Origin of the sequence: Dechloromonas hankyongensis, assembly GCF_022012295.1 — a bacterium.
In the GTDB taxonomy this organism is placed as follows: Bacteria; Pseudomonadota; Gammaproteobacteria; order Burkholderiales; family Rhodocyclaceae; genus Azonexus; species Azonexus hankyongensis.
This window is the reverse complement of record NZ_JAKLTN010000001.1, coordinates 468656-482939: the sequence shown is the minus strand read 5'-3', so window position 1 is coordinate 482939 and position 14284 is coordinate 468656. Positions and strand designations below refer to the sequence as shown.

The following is a 14284-nucleotide window of genomic DNA, read 5'->3' as shown; positions in this document are numbered from 1 at the left end:
AGGTTACGACTATGGTTCGCATTATATCCGCGCTCATCCTGGCCGTGACGGCCGTCTGCGCATCCGCCGCCGACCCGCTGCAGTTGGTCGATAATCCGCCGGATCGCCATGTCGTGGTCAAGGGAGATACCCTGTGGGGCATCTCCGGAAAATTCCTGAAACAGCCGTGGCGCTGGCCGGAAATCTGGCAGATGAACAAGGAACAGATCAAGGACCCGCACTGGATCTACCCGGGCGATGTCGTCATGCTCGACATGTCCAGCGGCTCGCCGCGCCTGAGGCTGGGCAAGAAAGTGCGCGGTACAAGCACCGGGACAGGCAAGCTGCAGCCTACCGTATATAGCACCCCGATCGAGCAGGTCATCCCCAGCATCCCGCCGGGTGCCATCGAACCCTTCATCTCGCAGCCGCTGATCATCGAAGGTAGCGAACTGAATACCGGGGTCAAGATCGTCGCCATGCAGGAAGACCGCATGCTGGTCGGCACCGGCGACAGCTTCTACGCCTCCGGCATTCCCGATGCTTCCGTCGAGAAATGGAATATTTTCCGCAAAGGCAAGCCGCTCACCGACCCTGACACCGGCAAGACCATTGCCTACGAAGCCTTCTTCCTCGGTAATGCTCGTCTACTCAAACCAGGTGAACCGGCACTGCTGCGCATCAGCCTGGCCAAGGAAGAGATTGCCCGCGGCGACCGCCTGATTGCCGCACCGGAGCCGCAAATCATTTCTTATGTGCCGCATCGGCCGGAACAGCCGGTTGCCGCCAAGGTGCTCGGCATTTATGGTGGCCTCAGGGAAGGCGGCGCCAACTCGGTCGTCGCCCTCAATGCCGGCAAGAACAACGGCATGGAAATCGGCCATGTCGTCGCTCTCTACCGCAAGCGTGTTTCTGTGGATGTGGAGCAAAGCGGTCGCCGTATCGAAACGCCGGTTCCCGAAGAGCGCTATGGTCTGGCCTTCGTCTTCCGCGTTTTCAACGGCATCTGTTACGCCCTGGTCGTCGAATCGTCCAAATCCGTCATCGTCGGGGATTCGGCCCGGAATCCGTGAGCGATACCGATAGCCTGGCCGCCTGGTTGCGGCTGACGCTTATCCCGGGCATCGGCGGCGAGACGCAACGCAAGCTTCTCGCCGCTTTCGGTTTACCCGAAGGCATCTTCGCCGCCGGCCGCCTGGAAGTACGTCGCATCATCGGTGACCGGGCCGATCTGCTGTTCGACAGCGACCCGGCCGCAGCCATCGAACACGGCCTAAAATGGGCCGGCCAACCCGGCCAAACCATCACCACCCTGGCCGACACTGGCTATCCCAAGGCCCTGCTGGAAATCGCCGATCCGCCCTGCGTCCTCTACGTGCGCGGCAACCCGGCCCTGCTCCAGCAACGCGGGATCGCCATGGTCGGCAGCCGCAACGCCACGCCGCAAGGTATCCACACCGCCGAGAGCTTCGCCCGGCATCTCGCCGCCGGCGGACAGTGCATCATCAGCGGTCTCGCCCTCGGCATCGATGCCGCCGCCCACCGCGGCGCACTGGCAGTCCACGGGCAGACCGTGGCCGTCATCGGTACCGGGGCCGATCGCATCTACCCGGCTCGCAACAAGGAGCTGGCCCTTTCCATTGCCGAACGCGGGGTCATCGTTTCCGAATTTCCGCTCGGTACACCGGCGGTCGCCCATAACTTCCCGCGTCGCAACCGCATCATTTCGGGCCTGGCGCGCGGCGTCCTGGTCGTCGAAGCCGCTCCGGAAAGCGGCTCGCTGATCACCGCCGGCCTGGCCGCCGAGCAGGGCCGGGAAGTCTTCGCCATCCCCGGCTCCATCCATTCGCCAGTCGCCCGCGGCTGCCACAAGCTGATCAAGCAAGGGGCCAAGCTGGTCGAAACGGCCAGCGACATTCTCGAGGAACTGGGCAATTACGACTTGGTCACAACCGAGCCGGCAGCAGCCACTCCGGCGGCGGACGAACCGCCCCTGCTGGCTGCCCTCGGCCACGGTCCCTGTGCCCTCGACGATCTGGTCGAACGCACCGGCCAGAGCGCCGATCTGCTGCTTCCCGAATTGCTGACCCTCGAACTCGGCGGCATCGTGGCGACACTTCCGGGCAACCGCTACCAGCGCCTCGCCTAGCCTCTCTCTATATAGTGACGGCTTGCCAAGCCGCGCGCCGGGCACTTATCATGCCCCGGCACTCCAACAGGTCGAACCATGTCCAAAAAGCTGATCATTGCCGAAAAACCTTCCGTCGCCGCCGATATCGCGCGGGCACTGGGCGGTTTTACCAAACACGACGACTACTTCGAAAGCGAAGACTTCGTGCTCTCCTCGGCCGTCGGTCACCTGCTCGAACTGGCCTGTCCGGAAGAATTCGAGGTCAAGCGCGGCAAATGGTCCTTCGCCCACCTGCCGGTCATTCCGCCGCACTTCGCGCTGAAGCCGATCGAAAAGACCGAATCGCGCCTCAAGGTGCTCAACAAGCTGATCAAGCGCAAGGACGTCGAAGGCCTGGTGAACGCCTGTGACGCGGGACGCGAAGGCGAATTGATCTTCAATTACATCGCCCAGAACGCCAAGTCCGGCAAGCCGGTGCAGCGCCTGTGGCTGCAGTCGATGACCCAGGGCGCCATCCGCGACGGCTTTGCCCGCCTGCGCCCAGGGCGCGAAATGGAAGGCCTCGGCGATGCCGCCGTCTGCCGTTCCGAGTCCGACTGGCTGGTCGGCATCAACGGCACACGGGCGATGACCGCCTTCAACTCGAAGACCGGCGGTTTCCACCTGACCACCGTCGGCCGCGTGCAGACACCGACACTGGCCATCGTCGTCGAACGCGAAAAGAAGATCCGCGAGTTCAAGCCGCGCGATTACTGGGAAGTCGAAGCCGAATTCAGCGCCAAGGCTGGTAGCTACAAGGGCAAGTGGTTCGACGAGGCCTTCAAGGGGAAGAACGAGGACGAGCACGCCCGCGCCGACCGTCTGTGGGAAGTTGCTCGCGCCGAAGCCATCCGCGCTGCCACCCTCGGCAAGCCCGGCGAGGTGACCGAGGAATCCAAGCCGGAAACCCGCCTGTCTCCCGGCCTGTTCGACCTGACCACCCTGCAGCGCGAAGCCAACGCCCGCTTTGGCTTCTCGGCCAAGACCACGCTGTCGCTGGCCCAGGCGCTGTACGAAAAGCACAAGGTGCTAACCTACCCGCGGACCGATTCGCGCTGCCTGCCGGAAGACTACCTGCCGACGGTCAAGGAAACGCTGGCCGTCCTGACTGGCCAGGGCGCCGGCAAGGGCCACGACGAGGTGCTGCTGTCACGCTACTCGCCCTTCGCCCATCAGATTCTGGCCCGCAACTGGGTGCTGCCCAACAAGCGCATTTTCAACAACGCCAAGATCAGCGACCACTTCGCCATCATTCCTACGCCGCAGGCCCCGAAGAGCCTGAACGAGATGGAACAGAAGCTGTACGACTTCGTCGTCCGCCGCTTCCTGTCCGTTTTCTTCCCGGCTGCCGAGTTCCTGGTCACTACCCGCATCACCCGCGTCGAGGGCCATCCCTTCAAGACCGAGGGCAAGGTGCTGGTCAATCCGGGCTGGCTGGCCGTGCATGGCAAGGAAGGTCAGGAAGGCGACGAAGGCAACCTGGTCGCCGTCGAGCCCAAGGAAAAGGTCAAGACCGACGAGGTCACCGTCAAGGCCAATGCCACCAAGCCACCACCACGCTACTCGGAAGCCACTCTGCTTTCCGCCATGGAAGGCGCCGGCAAGATGGTGGACGACGAGGAACTGAAGGCGGCCATGGCCGGCCGCGGCCTCGGCACGCCGGCCACGCGCGCCCAGATCATCGAAAACCTGCTTGGCGAACAATACATGCTCCGCGAAGGCCGCGAGTTGATCCCGACCGCCAAGGCCTTCTCGCTGATGACCCTGCTGAACGGCCTCGGCATCAACGAGCTGACCCAGCCGGAACTGACCGGCGACTGGGAGTGGAAGCTCGGCCGCATCGAGAAGGGCGAATTTACGCGCGACGAATTCATGCGCGAAATCGCCGAAATGACCCGCCACATGGTCGAACGCGCCAAGCAGTACGAGGCCGACACCATCCCCGGTGATTTCGGGGTGCTCGAAGCCCCCTGCCCCAAGTGCGGCGGCCAGATCCGCGAGACCTACAAGAAATTCCAGTGCGGCAGTTGCGACTACGCCCTATGGAAAATTGTCGCCGGCCGCCAGTACGAACCGGCCGAGATCGAAACCCTGCTTACTGAAAAACAGGTCGGCCCGCTCACCGGTTTCCGCAACAAGATGGGCCGCAGCTTTGCCGCCGCCATCAAGCTGAACGACGACCTGCAGCCGGAATTCGATTTCGGCCAGGACAAGGCTGGCGAAGATGGCGATGCCGAGGAAGTCGATTTCTCCGGACAAGAAAGCCTGGGTAAATGCCCGAAGTGCGCGGCCAACGTATTCGAGCACGGCACGTCGTATGTCTGCGAAAAATCGGTCGGCCCGAGCAAGACCTGCGATTTCCGCTCGGGCAAGATCATCCTGCAGCAGCCCATCGATGCCCTGCAGATGAAAAAACTGCTGACTGACGGCAAGACCGATTTACTCAAGGAATTCGTCTCCAACCGCACCCGCCGCAAGTTCTCGGCCTATCTGGTAGCCCAGGGCGGCAAGGTCGGTTTCGAATTCGAAAAGAAGGTCGCCAAAACCAAGGCTCCGGCCAAGAAAAAAACCGAAACTTGAGCATTTGAACGATACGGCCCGCAAGGGCCGTATCGCATTAGGCCGCTGGCATTGTGCGCAGGCTGAATGCCTGTAGAATCGGTGCATCCTACGCTTGGAAGTTCCCACCCTCCGAGGCACACCCATCGCCAGCGCGCCGCCCATGAACTCCATCGATATCTTCCCCTGGGACGACAACTTCAATACCGGGTTGCCCAAAATCGATGAGCAGCACCGCAAGCTGGTGCAACTGCTCAATATTCTGGCCGGCCACGTTGCCTTTCAGAGCAGCAGCCCGCAACTCGGCGCGGTATTCGACCAGCTGGCCGATTACGCGGCCTATCATTTCGAGACCGAAGAAGCGATCTGGCAACAATTCCTGGCCGGCGCCCCGATCGAAACCGCTCATCATCAGGCGACGCACCACTCCTTCGTGCAGCAGGTGGCGGAGATGCGGGCCAAGCTTGGGTCCCGGCCGCTGGCCGAACTGGCCGACGAGACCCTGGGCTTTCTGACGCGCTGGCTGGCCTCGCACATCCTCGAAACCGACCGCCACATGGCCCGCACGGTGCTCGCCGTGCAGGATGGCTTGCCGCTGCCGGCGGCCAAGCTGCGCGCCAAGGATGAAACGGGCGGGGCAACCCGGGCGCTGATCGACATCATCCTGTCGATCTATTCCTCCCTGTCGGCCAACACGCTGCGCCTGATGCGCAAACTGGCTGAGCAGCGGCAAGCCCGGGAAGCGCTGATCAACGCCGACAAGAAGCTGCGCGACCTGGTGGCCTTCAACGATTCGCTGATCCTGACGATGATCGACGCCATCGCCGTCTATCAGTACATCGACCAGCCGCCCTACACCCGCTTCTCGCTGTGGAATCCGGCCATGATCGCGCTGACCGGCTACAGCCTCGACGAAATCAACGAGCTCGGCTGGTCGCAAACGCTCTACGCCGATCCCGGCGTCCAGGAAAAATCCAGAAACTGCATGGAAAAAATCCGTCAGGGCGGCAAGCTGGAGCATGACGAGTGGATCATCACCCGCAAGGATGGCGAACAGCGTACGGTCGATATCTCGACCATGACCTTCGAACACCAGAGCGGCGAGCAATACATCCTGGCCGTGATGCGCGACATCACCGAGGCCCGGCTCAGCCAGTCGGCACTTGAGGAATCGCGCAACCTGCTGCAGACCATCATCGACGCCTCGCCGTTGCGCGTTTTCTGGAAGGATCGCGACCTGCGCTATCTGGGCTGCAATCCGGCCTTCGCCCGGGATGCCGGCAAGAGCCGCCCGGAAGAGATGCTCGGCCATGACGACTACGAAATGACCTGGGCCAACGAGGCCGAGCTGTATCGCGCCGACGACCGGCGGGTAATCGACGGCGGCGAAACCAAACTGGCCTACGAGGAGCCGCAGACCACCCCGGATGGCGGAACGATCTGGGTGCGAACCTCAAAGGTGCCCTTGCGCCGGCGCGATGGGAAAATCATCGGCGTACTGGGCATCTACGACGACATCACCGAGCGCAAATTGGCGGTCGAAGCGCTCCAGGAAAGCGAGGAACGCCTCCGCCTGGCGCTCGGTGCCGCCAACCAGGCCTGGTTCGACCTCGATCTGCGCACCGGCAAGATCGGGGTCAGCGAGCACTACGCGCGGATGATCGGCTACGACCCGACAGACTTCTCCAGCGATCTCGATACCTGGTTCGCTCACGTCCATCCAGACGACGTCGGCGAACTGCGCCGGCGTTTCGACCTGTGCATGGCGACCGGTGAAACGCAGTCTATCGAATACCGGCGCCAGACCCGCGATGGCGGCTGGATTTGGCTGGAATCGACCGGCAAGATCGTCAGTCGCGATGACCACGGCCGGCCGCTGCGCATCATCGGCATCCATACCGACATTTCGGCCCGCAAAAAGGCCGACCAGGAGCAGCATCGCCTGAACCGCGCCCTGCGCCTGCTCAGCGAATGCAATCTGGCTCTCGTGCGCAACGACGACGAGGCCAAGCTGCTCGACGATATCTGCCGGTTGATCGTCGATTCCGGAGGCTACCTGATGGCCTGGGTCGGCTTCGCCGAGCACGATGCCGAAAAATCGGTCCGCCCGGTGGCGCAATCCGGATGCACCGCCGGTTACCTGGAAAACATCCGCGTCTCGTGGGATGGCGCCGCAGAACTCGGCCAGGGCCCTATCGGCATGGCCATCCGCAGCGGCAAACCGTCGATCAACGCCGATCTGCTGACCAATCCGCAGATGGAGCCGTGGCGCGACGCCGCCATGCAGCGCGGCTACCGCTCATCCATCGCCCTGCCCTTGCGCGGCGACGACGAAATGCTGGGCGCCCTCAGCGTCTATGCCGCCGAAGCCGATTCCTTCGGCCGCGACGAGGTCGGCCTGCTCGAGGAACTGGCCGCCAACCTGAGCTTCGGCATCCTCGCCCTGCGCACCCGCCACCAACGCGAAATGGCGGTGGCCGCCAACCAGGCCAAGACCTCGTTCATCGCCAACATGTCGCACGAAATACGGACGCCGCTCAACGCCATCAACGGCATGGTGCACTTGCTGCGCCGTTCGGGCGTCGGCAATCGGCAGGGAGAATGGCTGGACAAGATCGATGCGGCCGGCCAGCACCTGCTCGAAATCATCAATGACGTGCTCGACCTGTCGAAAATCGAGGCCGGCAAACTGGTGCTGGAAAACCAGGATATCGACCTCGACCGCATCATGCAGACGGCGGCGGCGATGGTCCAGGAAAAAGCCTCCGTTAAGCATATCGACCTGCAGGTCGAGCCGATGCGTCGGGCCATCGCGCTGCATGGCGACCCGACCCGGCTGCAGCAGGCCTTGCTCAACTACCTGTCGAACGCCGTTAAATTCACTGAAGCCGGCAGCATCCGGCTGTCGGGCACGGTCGCGGAAAGCGGCGAGCGCGACGTGGTAGTCCGCTTCGCGGTCAGCGACACCGGCATCGGCATCGCTCCCGAGGTGATGCCCCGCTTGTTCACCGCCTTCGAGCAGGCCGACAATTCGACCACCCGGAAATACGGCGGCACCGGCCTCGGACTGGCCATTACCCGGAAAATCGCCCAGCTCATGGAGGGCGACGCCGGCGCCGAAAGCACTTTGGGCCGCGGCAGCTGCTTCTGGTTCACCGCCCGCCTGCAGCGCAGCACACCCAACTTCCAGGCGCCACAGGACAAGCCAGTGAGCAATATCGACGACATATTGCGCCGGCAGTTCGCCGGGCGCCGCATCCTGCTCGTCGAGGACGAGCCGATCAATCAGGAAGTCGCCCTCATGCTGCTCCAGGAAATCGACCAGCGGGTCGATGTCGCCGCCGATGGCGTCGAGGCCGTCGCGCTAGCCGCAGCCCATGCCTACGACCTGATCCTGATGGACATGCAGATGCCGCGCATGGACGGCCTCGAAGCAACGCGCCAGATTCGCCGGCTGGCCCGTCATGCGCGGACGCCGATCATGGCCATGACCGCCAACGCCTTTGCTGACGACCGGCTGCGCTGCCTGGCCGCCGGCATGAGCGATTTCGTCGCCAAGCCGGTCGAACCGCACATGCTGTTTGCCGCCGTGTTGCGCTGTCTGCAGGGCAGCGACGAGCTTCCCTCCGGCTCCCACTGACCCTGCGCCGGCAGGCAGTTTCGGGCTGCTTTAACCGATCAATTCCAGCCCCGGTTCCACGTGGAACCTCAGCGCGTCGCCATCGTTCCCGGCAACTGGCAGGAGAGCAGCGCAGCACGCACGGCGTCGACGGCCTGCGGCCGCGGGAAGGTGACCCGCCAGACCAGCCCGACCGTGCGCTTCGGCTGCACGCCGGCAAACGGCAGCACCTTGACCAGCGGTTCCTTGGCGACCAGCGGATCGGCCGCCGTACTTGGCATGACCGCCACGCCGGCACCGCTCGCCACCATGTAGCGTATGGTTTCCAGCGAACTGCCTTCCATCGAGTGTTCCAGCGCATCCGGCGCATTGAGGCGGGGGCAGGATTCGAGCACCTGGTCGCGGAAACAATTGCCCTGGCCGAGCAGCAACAGGTTCTGGCCGTCCAGTTCGTCGCCATGCACGTCCTGGCGGTTGGCCCAGGCATGGCCGGCCGGCACGACGATGCGGAAAGGCTCGTCATAGACTGGCTGCGCGACCAGCCCGGGTTCGGCGAAGGGCAGCGCGATGACGATGACGTCAAGTTCGCCGGCCTTCAGCGCGGGAATCAGGTTGCCGGTGAAATCTTCCTTGAGGAACAGCGGCATTTTCGGCGCCTCGCGATTGAGGGCCGGGATCAACTGCGGCAGCAGGTAGGGCGCGATGGTGTAGATGATGCCGACGCGCAACTGGCCGGTCAGCGGATCGCCGGTCGCCTCGGCGATCTCTTCCAGCTTGACCGCCTCGTCGAGCACCCGCCGCGCCTGGTCGACCAGGCGTTCGCCAAGCGGCGTGATCCGGATTTCGTTGGTGCCCCGCTCGAACAGGGGCGCGCCGATCTGCCCTTCCACTTTCTTCAGCGCCACCGACAAGGTCGGCTGGCTGACGTGGCAGGCCTCGGCCGCCTTGCCGAAATGCCGCTCGCGGGCCAGGGCCACGATGTAGCGCATTTCGGTCAGGGTCATTTGGTATAGCCCAGCTTTTGCAGGTCGGCGGCCGACAGCCAGCGCCATTCACCGGGTTTCAGATCGGCCGGCAGGACCAGTTCGCCGACCGCCTCGCGATGCAGGGCCTCGACCCGGTTGCCGGCGGCCGCCACCATGCGCTTCACCTGATGGTACTTGCCTTCGGTGACGGTTAGGCGCAACAGGTTTTCGCCGACGATTTCGGCCCCGGCTGCGGCAATCGGCTCCGGCTCGTCGTTGAGCAGCACGCCGGCGAGCAACTGATCGATCTGCGCCTGGTCGAGCAGGTGCTTGGTGGTCGCCAGATAGACCTTGGGCACCTTGCGCTTGGCCGATGACAACTGGTGGTTCAACTGCCCGTCGTCGGTGATCAGCAGCAGGCCGGTGGTGTCCTCGTCGAGGCGGCCGATCGGCTGCACCTCGCGTTCGCGCAGCTGGACAGGGAGTAGTTCGAGCACCGAGGGATGGTGTTGCGGCTTGCGCGAGCACTCGTAGCCGGCTGGCTTGTACAGCATCAGGCTGGCGAACTCGGCATAGGGCCAGTCGACCCCATCAACCGTGAAAACCAGGTTGTCGGTCGGGATGTCGGCAAATGGGTCGTCGCACAGCTCGCCGTTGACGGCGACCCGTTCGTTGCGGATCAGCCCCCGGCAGCCCTTGCGCGTGCCGAAGCCGTGTTTCTGGAGGAGTCGTTCAAGTTGCATGGGCGGGATGCTAACATCGGGCCATGAATTTCGAACATCTCATCCAGATCAACGATCTGCAGAACCCGCTCATCGTCGTGCTCAGCCGCGACCAGCTGTGGCAGGGCCTGCTCCACCGCGTCGAAGATGCCACCCCTTTCCTGCCCGGCCTGGAAAGCTGCACCATCGTCGAGCGCCATGCCGACCATCTGTTGCGAAAGCTCGACTTCGGCCCCGCGGTCATCGAGGACCGCGTCACCCTGAGTGAGATGCAATGGGTCCGCTTCGACATCATGCCCAACGAGCAGCATGCCGGCGGCAGCCTGACCATCTCCATCGAGGAGCCGGAGCCGGACGCCCTCTTCCTGCGCTTCGCCTACACCACCAGTTTCGCCAGCAACCCGAATTCTGAAGACCGGGCCTACATCGATTACATCAAGTCGGCCTATCACCAGTCCGATATCGATTGCGTGCGCATCATCCGGACGCTGGCCGCCGGCGGTTCGCCGCAATAAGGCCGGGGCCTGCCATGGACAAGCTGAGCGGCGAACTGCAGCGCCTGCATTTCCTGCCCGGACAACATTCCGATAGCGGCCAGCAGGCCTTGGGCATCGCCTTCCGGCGAGCTGCCGACTGGGAAGCGGCCGCCCTGCTCTGGCATGCCGTCCAGGACGAACTCGACCTGCCGGCACCGGCCGTGTCCGTCGATGGGCAAGGCTACCGCCTGTGGTTTTCGCTGGCCGAGCCGGTCGCTGCACAACAAGTCCGGCGCTTTCTCGACGGACTGCGCAGCCGCTACCTGGCCGACATGCCGGCCTCGCGCCTGGAATTCGGCATCGCTGGCGACCTACCGCCCTGTCAGTTGGCCGACGCCGAACGCTGGGGCGCCTTCATCGACCCCGGCATGGGCAGCATGTTCACCGCCGAACCCTGGCTGGAGATGGCGCCCAACCGCAACCAGCAGGCCGACCTGCTGGCTGCTTTCGCCAGCATCAAAGCCGTCGAATTCGAGCGTACCCTTGCTCAACTTGACACAGCTGTCGCGGAAAGCGGTGATAAATCTTTAGGAAGCACGTCCTCCGCATCAGACACGCTCGCTCTTGCCGGACCATATGCTGATCCGAAAAGCTTCCTGCTTGCCGTCATGAACGCCCCCAAAGCCAGCCCACAACAACGAATCGAGGCAGCGAAGGCATTGCTTCCATATTTCGAGCAAGTGCGTTCGCCGTAACGAAGTAGCAACTCCGGTCGGACACCCAATACCCCCGCTGCAAAATTGCCCTCACCTGTCGCGGAAATGCAAACATGCTAAATTGCGCCCAAGATAAGATACCGGCAAGAAATATTTCAGCCTGGAGACATCCATGGGCACCATAGTGAAAGACGTGTTCGAAGCAGCAAGAGAAAGCGGCCGTAGCCCGGGCGCGATTTTTCTGGAAATGCTCGAACTACGATTCGGGATCGGGCAGCTTGGTTTTTCGGAGTACTTCGACTACGAACTCTACAAGTCCGATCTATCCAAAGCCGAAAAGCGTGCATTTGGTGGATGGCGCGGTCAAAGCATCCTGGAAAAGATGCTTGTCGATGTCTATTCGGAATTCATGACCATAGACAAAGTCACCATGTACGCCATTTTCGCTGGCTACGGCTTTCCATTTCCCAAAATACTGGCTACCTACGGCAACCAGCGACCAATACACGGGGCGCCGCGCCTCAACAATCCGGAAGAACTGATTCAATATCTTCTGGAGCCGGGGAGATTGCCCGTCTATATCAAACCTTCCTCCAGCTCGTTTGGTCGAGGCAATGTGCTCGTCGACCGCTGGGAGGACGGCAAATTCGTTCTGGGTAACAAAAACTGCCTTGATACCAATGCGATGGTGGCTCACCTCGACGACCGGCGAGGACTCGGCTGGGTTCTACAGCAACCGCTGAAAGCCCACCATGCCGTCGCCGAACTTTGCGGAACCGACAAGATTTCCGGTCTCCGAATACATAGCTTTCTCGGCAGCAAGGGCCCGACGCTGACTCGTGCGGTCTGGCGAGTCAACGGCGGTAACAACGACGATGACCATTTCAAGTTCGGTACCAGCGGTAACCTGATCGCGGAGCTCGACATCGAGTCCGGAAGCGTCAAGAGAGTCGTCACGGGTTTCCGGAAGACTCGAACACAGGTTGCCAACCACCCCGTCACCGAACTACCGCTAACAGGGTTCGTCATCCCATACTGGCGGGAGATTCGGAACTTGGTGTGTGATGCCCATCTGGCCTTCCCAGGATATTTGTGCCCCGGCTGGGACATCGCCATCTGCGAGGACGGGCCTTCGATTCTCGAAGTCAATTCATTCGGCGATATCGATACGTCGCAGCATGCCGGCCGTGTCGGCTTCATCGATGATCGGTTTCTCTCGCTGCTTCGCGACCGGAACTTGACTCACGGTCTGCGCCGAGAAAATTTCATTCGTTGGACACTGGGTCGATCTCCCCGGCAAATCGATTTCCCGAGAGCATGGTCCTGGTAATACACCTGGAGCGACTTCACTACTGAGAGGCAATACTCATTGCCTGAACAGAAACAAAAAAGCCGAAGGAAAAACCTTCGGCTTTTTGCTGGAGCCGGGACGCCGGCCGATAAAGTGCCTTATTCGACGCCTTGCGACGCGAGGTAGTCTTCGTAGCCGCCGAGGTAATCGACGATCTTGCCGTCGCCCTTGACCTCCAACACGCGGGTCGCCAGCGAGGAAACGAATTCGCGGTCGTGCGAGACGAAGACCAGGGTGCCGGGGAATTTTTCCAGCCCGGAGTTCAGGGCTTCGATCGATTCCATGTCGAGGTGGTTGGTCGGTTCGTCCATCAGCAGAACGTTGTGCTTGGACAGCATCAGCTTGCCGAACAGCATGCGCCCCTGCTCGCCGCCGGAAATGACGTTGACCGGCTTCTTGACCTCGTCGCCGGAGAACAGCAGGCGACCGAGCGTGCCGCGGATCAGGGTTTCCAGGTCGCCGCCGTCCTCGATGGTGGCGCGGGCATAGCCGGCGATCCACTCGGTCAGGCTCTGCTCACCGGCGAATTCGGCGCTGTGGTCCTGCGCGTAATAGCCGGGGAAGGCTTTTTCTGCCCACTTGATGGTGCCGAATTGCGGTGCCAGTTCGCCCATCAGCAGCTTCAGGAAGGTCGTTTTACCAACGCCGTTTTCACCGATTACGGCGATCTTTTCACCGGCGTTGATGGTCAGCGTCAGGTTGTTGAAGATCTTGCGGTCGGTGCCTTCGTAGGCGAAGGACAGGTTTTCGATCTCGACCGCCTGGCGGTGCAGCTTGGCCTTTTCGTCGTAATCAAAGCGGATCCACGGGTACTGGCGCGACGACGGCTTGACGTCTTCCGGCTTCAGCTTGTCAATCAGCTTCATCCGACTGGTTGCCTGCTTGGCCTTGGAGGCGTTGGCCGAGAAGCGGCGGACGAAGGTCTGCAGTTCGGCGATGCGTTCCTTGGCTTTGGCGTTGGCGTTCTGCTGACGCTCGCGGGCGGCCTGGGCGGCTTCCATGAAGTCGTCGTAGTTGCCGGCGTAGGTGGTGATCTTGCCGTAGTCCAGGTCGGCCATGTGGGTACAGACCTGGTTCAGGAAGTGGCGGTCATGCGAGATGATGATCATCGTCGAGTCACGATTGTTCAGCACGTCTTCCAGCCAGCGGATGGTGTTGATGTCGAGGTTGTTGGTCGGTTCGTCGAGGAGCAGGATGTCCGGATTGGCGAACAGCGCCTGGCAGAGCAGCACGCGCAGCTTCCAGCCCGGGGCGACCTGGCTCATCGGGCCGTCGTGCTGTTCGGTCGGGATGCCGACGCCGAGCAGCAGTTCGCCGGCCCGCGATTCGGCGGTGTAGCCGTCGTATTCGCCGACCTTGCCTTCGAGTTCGGCGGCGCGCATGTAATCGTCCTCCGAGGCCTCCGGATTGGCGTAGATGGCGTCGCGTTCCTGGATGGCGGCCCACAGCTCCTCGTGACCCATCATCACCACGTCGAGGACGCGCATGTCCTCGTAGGCGAACTGGTCCTGGCGCAGGTAGGCCATGCGTTCATGCACGTCCTTCGACACGTTGCCGGCGGAAGGATCGAGCGCGCCGCACAGGATTTTCATGAAGGTCGATTTGCCCGCCCCGTTGGCGCCGATCAAGCCATAGCGATAGCCCTCGCCGAACTTGACGTTGACGTTCTCGAACAGGGGTTTGGCCCCGAACTGCATGGTTATATTGGCGGCGACGAGCACTGGAAT

Annotated in this window: 10 protein-coding genes; 7 read left to right on the top strand and 3 right to left on the bottom strand. The window is 62.4% G+C overall.

The genetic code is table 11. The features are described from left to right. The first annotated feature begins 11 nt into the window (after positions 1-11). From LZ012_RS02350 to LZ012_RS02335, 4 genes are all read left to right on the top strand, one after another. Positions 12-1052 (top strand): LysM peptidoglycan-binding domain-containing protein, encoded by a 1041-nt coding sequence (locus LZ012_RS02350; RefSeq protein WP_275707161.1) that lies wholly within the window; start codon positions 12-14, stop codon positions 1050-1052. Beyond that, positions 1049-2128 carry a DNA-processing protein DprA gene (gene dprA, locus LZ012_RS02345; protein ID WP_275707159.1) on the top strand — a complete coding sequence of 360 codons (1080 nt, stop codon included), beginning with the start codon at positions 1049-1051 and terminating at the stop codon, positions 2126-2128. The genes LZ012_RS02350 and dprA overlap by 4 nt, the downstream gene beginning before the upstream one ends. Positions 2129-2206: 78 nt before the next feature. After that, positions 2207-4729, top strand: a complete 2523-nt coding sequence (locus tag LZ012_RS02340) for a DNA topoisomerase III (protein ID WP_275707157.1) — start codon at positions 2207-2209, stop codon at positions 4727-4729. A gap of 142 nt (positions 4730-4871) precedes the next feature. After that, complete coding sequence (locus tag LZ012_RS02335) at positions 4872-8348, top strand: bacteriohemerythrin (RefSeq protein WP_275707155.1); 3477 nt, start codon at positions 4872-4874, stop codon at positions 8346-8348. Positions 8349-8416: 68 nt separating this feature from the next. Here LZ012_RS02335 and LZ012_RS02330 read toward each other — a convergent pair whose 3' ends face one another. Next, positions 8417-9331, bottom strand: coding sequence for a hydrogen peroxide-inducible genes activator (locus LZ012_RS02330; RefSeq protein ID WP_275707153.1), 915 nt, complete (start codon positions 9329-9331; stop codon positions 8417-8419). Beyond that, positions 9328-10035, bottom strand: a complete 708-nt coding sequence (locus LZ012_RS02325) for a pseudouridine synthase (protein WP_275707151.1) — start codon at positions 10033-10035, stop codon at positions 9328-9330. Before LZ012_RS02325 ends, LZ012_RS02330 begins: the two co-directional genes overlap by 4 nt. A gap of 23 nt (positions 10036-10058) precedes the next feature. Between LZ012_RS02325 and LZ012_RS02320 the strand changes: the two genes are divergently transcribed. The 3 genes from LZ012_RS02320 to LZ012_RS02310 all read left to right on the top strand — a co-directional run bounded on the left by LZ012_RS02320 (position 10059) and on the right by LZ012_RS02310 (position 12536). Then, a complete protein-coding gene (locus tag LZ012_RS02320) occupies positions 10059-10529 on the top strand; it encodes an SRPBCC family protein (RefSeq protein WP_275707149.1) in 471 nt (156 codons plus the stop codon). A 14-nt stretch (positions 10530-10543) separates the two neighbouring features. Continuing rightward, the gene (locus LZ012_RS02315) at positions 10544-11245 is read left to right on the top strand and encodes a hypothetical protein (RefSeq protein WP_275707147.1); all 702 of its coding nucleotides are present in this window, start codon (positions 10544-10546) and stop codon (positions 11243-11245) included. 133 nt (positions 11246-11378) lie between these two features. Further along, positions 11379-12536 (top strand): sugar-transfer associated ATP-grasp domain-containing protein, encoded by a 1158-nt coding sequence (locus tag LZ012_RS02310; RefSeq protein ID WP_275707145.1) that lies wholly within the window; start codon positions 11379-11381, stop codon positions 12534-12536. Positions 12537-12655: 119 nt separating this feature from the next. Here LZ012_RS02310 and LZ012_RS02305 read toward each other — a convergent pair whose 3' ends face one another. Continuing rightward, a complete protein-coding gene (locus LZ012_RS02305; RefSeq protein ID WP_275707143.1) occupies positions 12656-14278 on the bottom strand; it encodes an ABC-F family ATPase in 1623 nt (540 codons plus the stop codon). Positions 14279-14284: the final 6 nt, after the last annotated feature.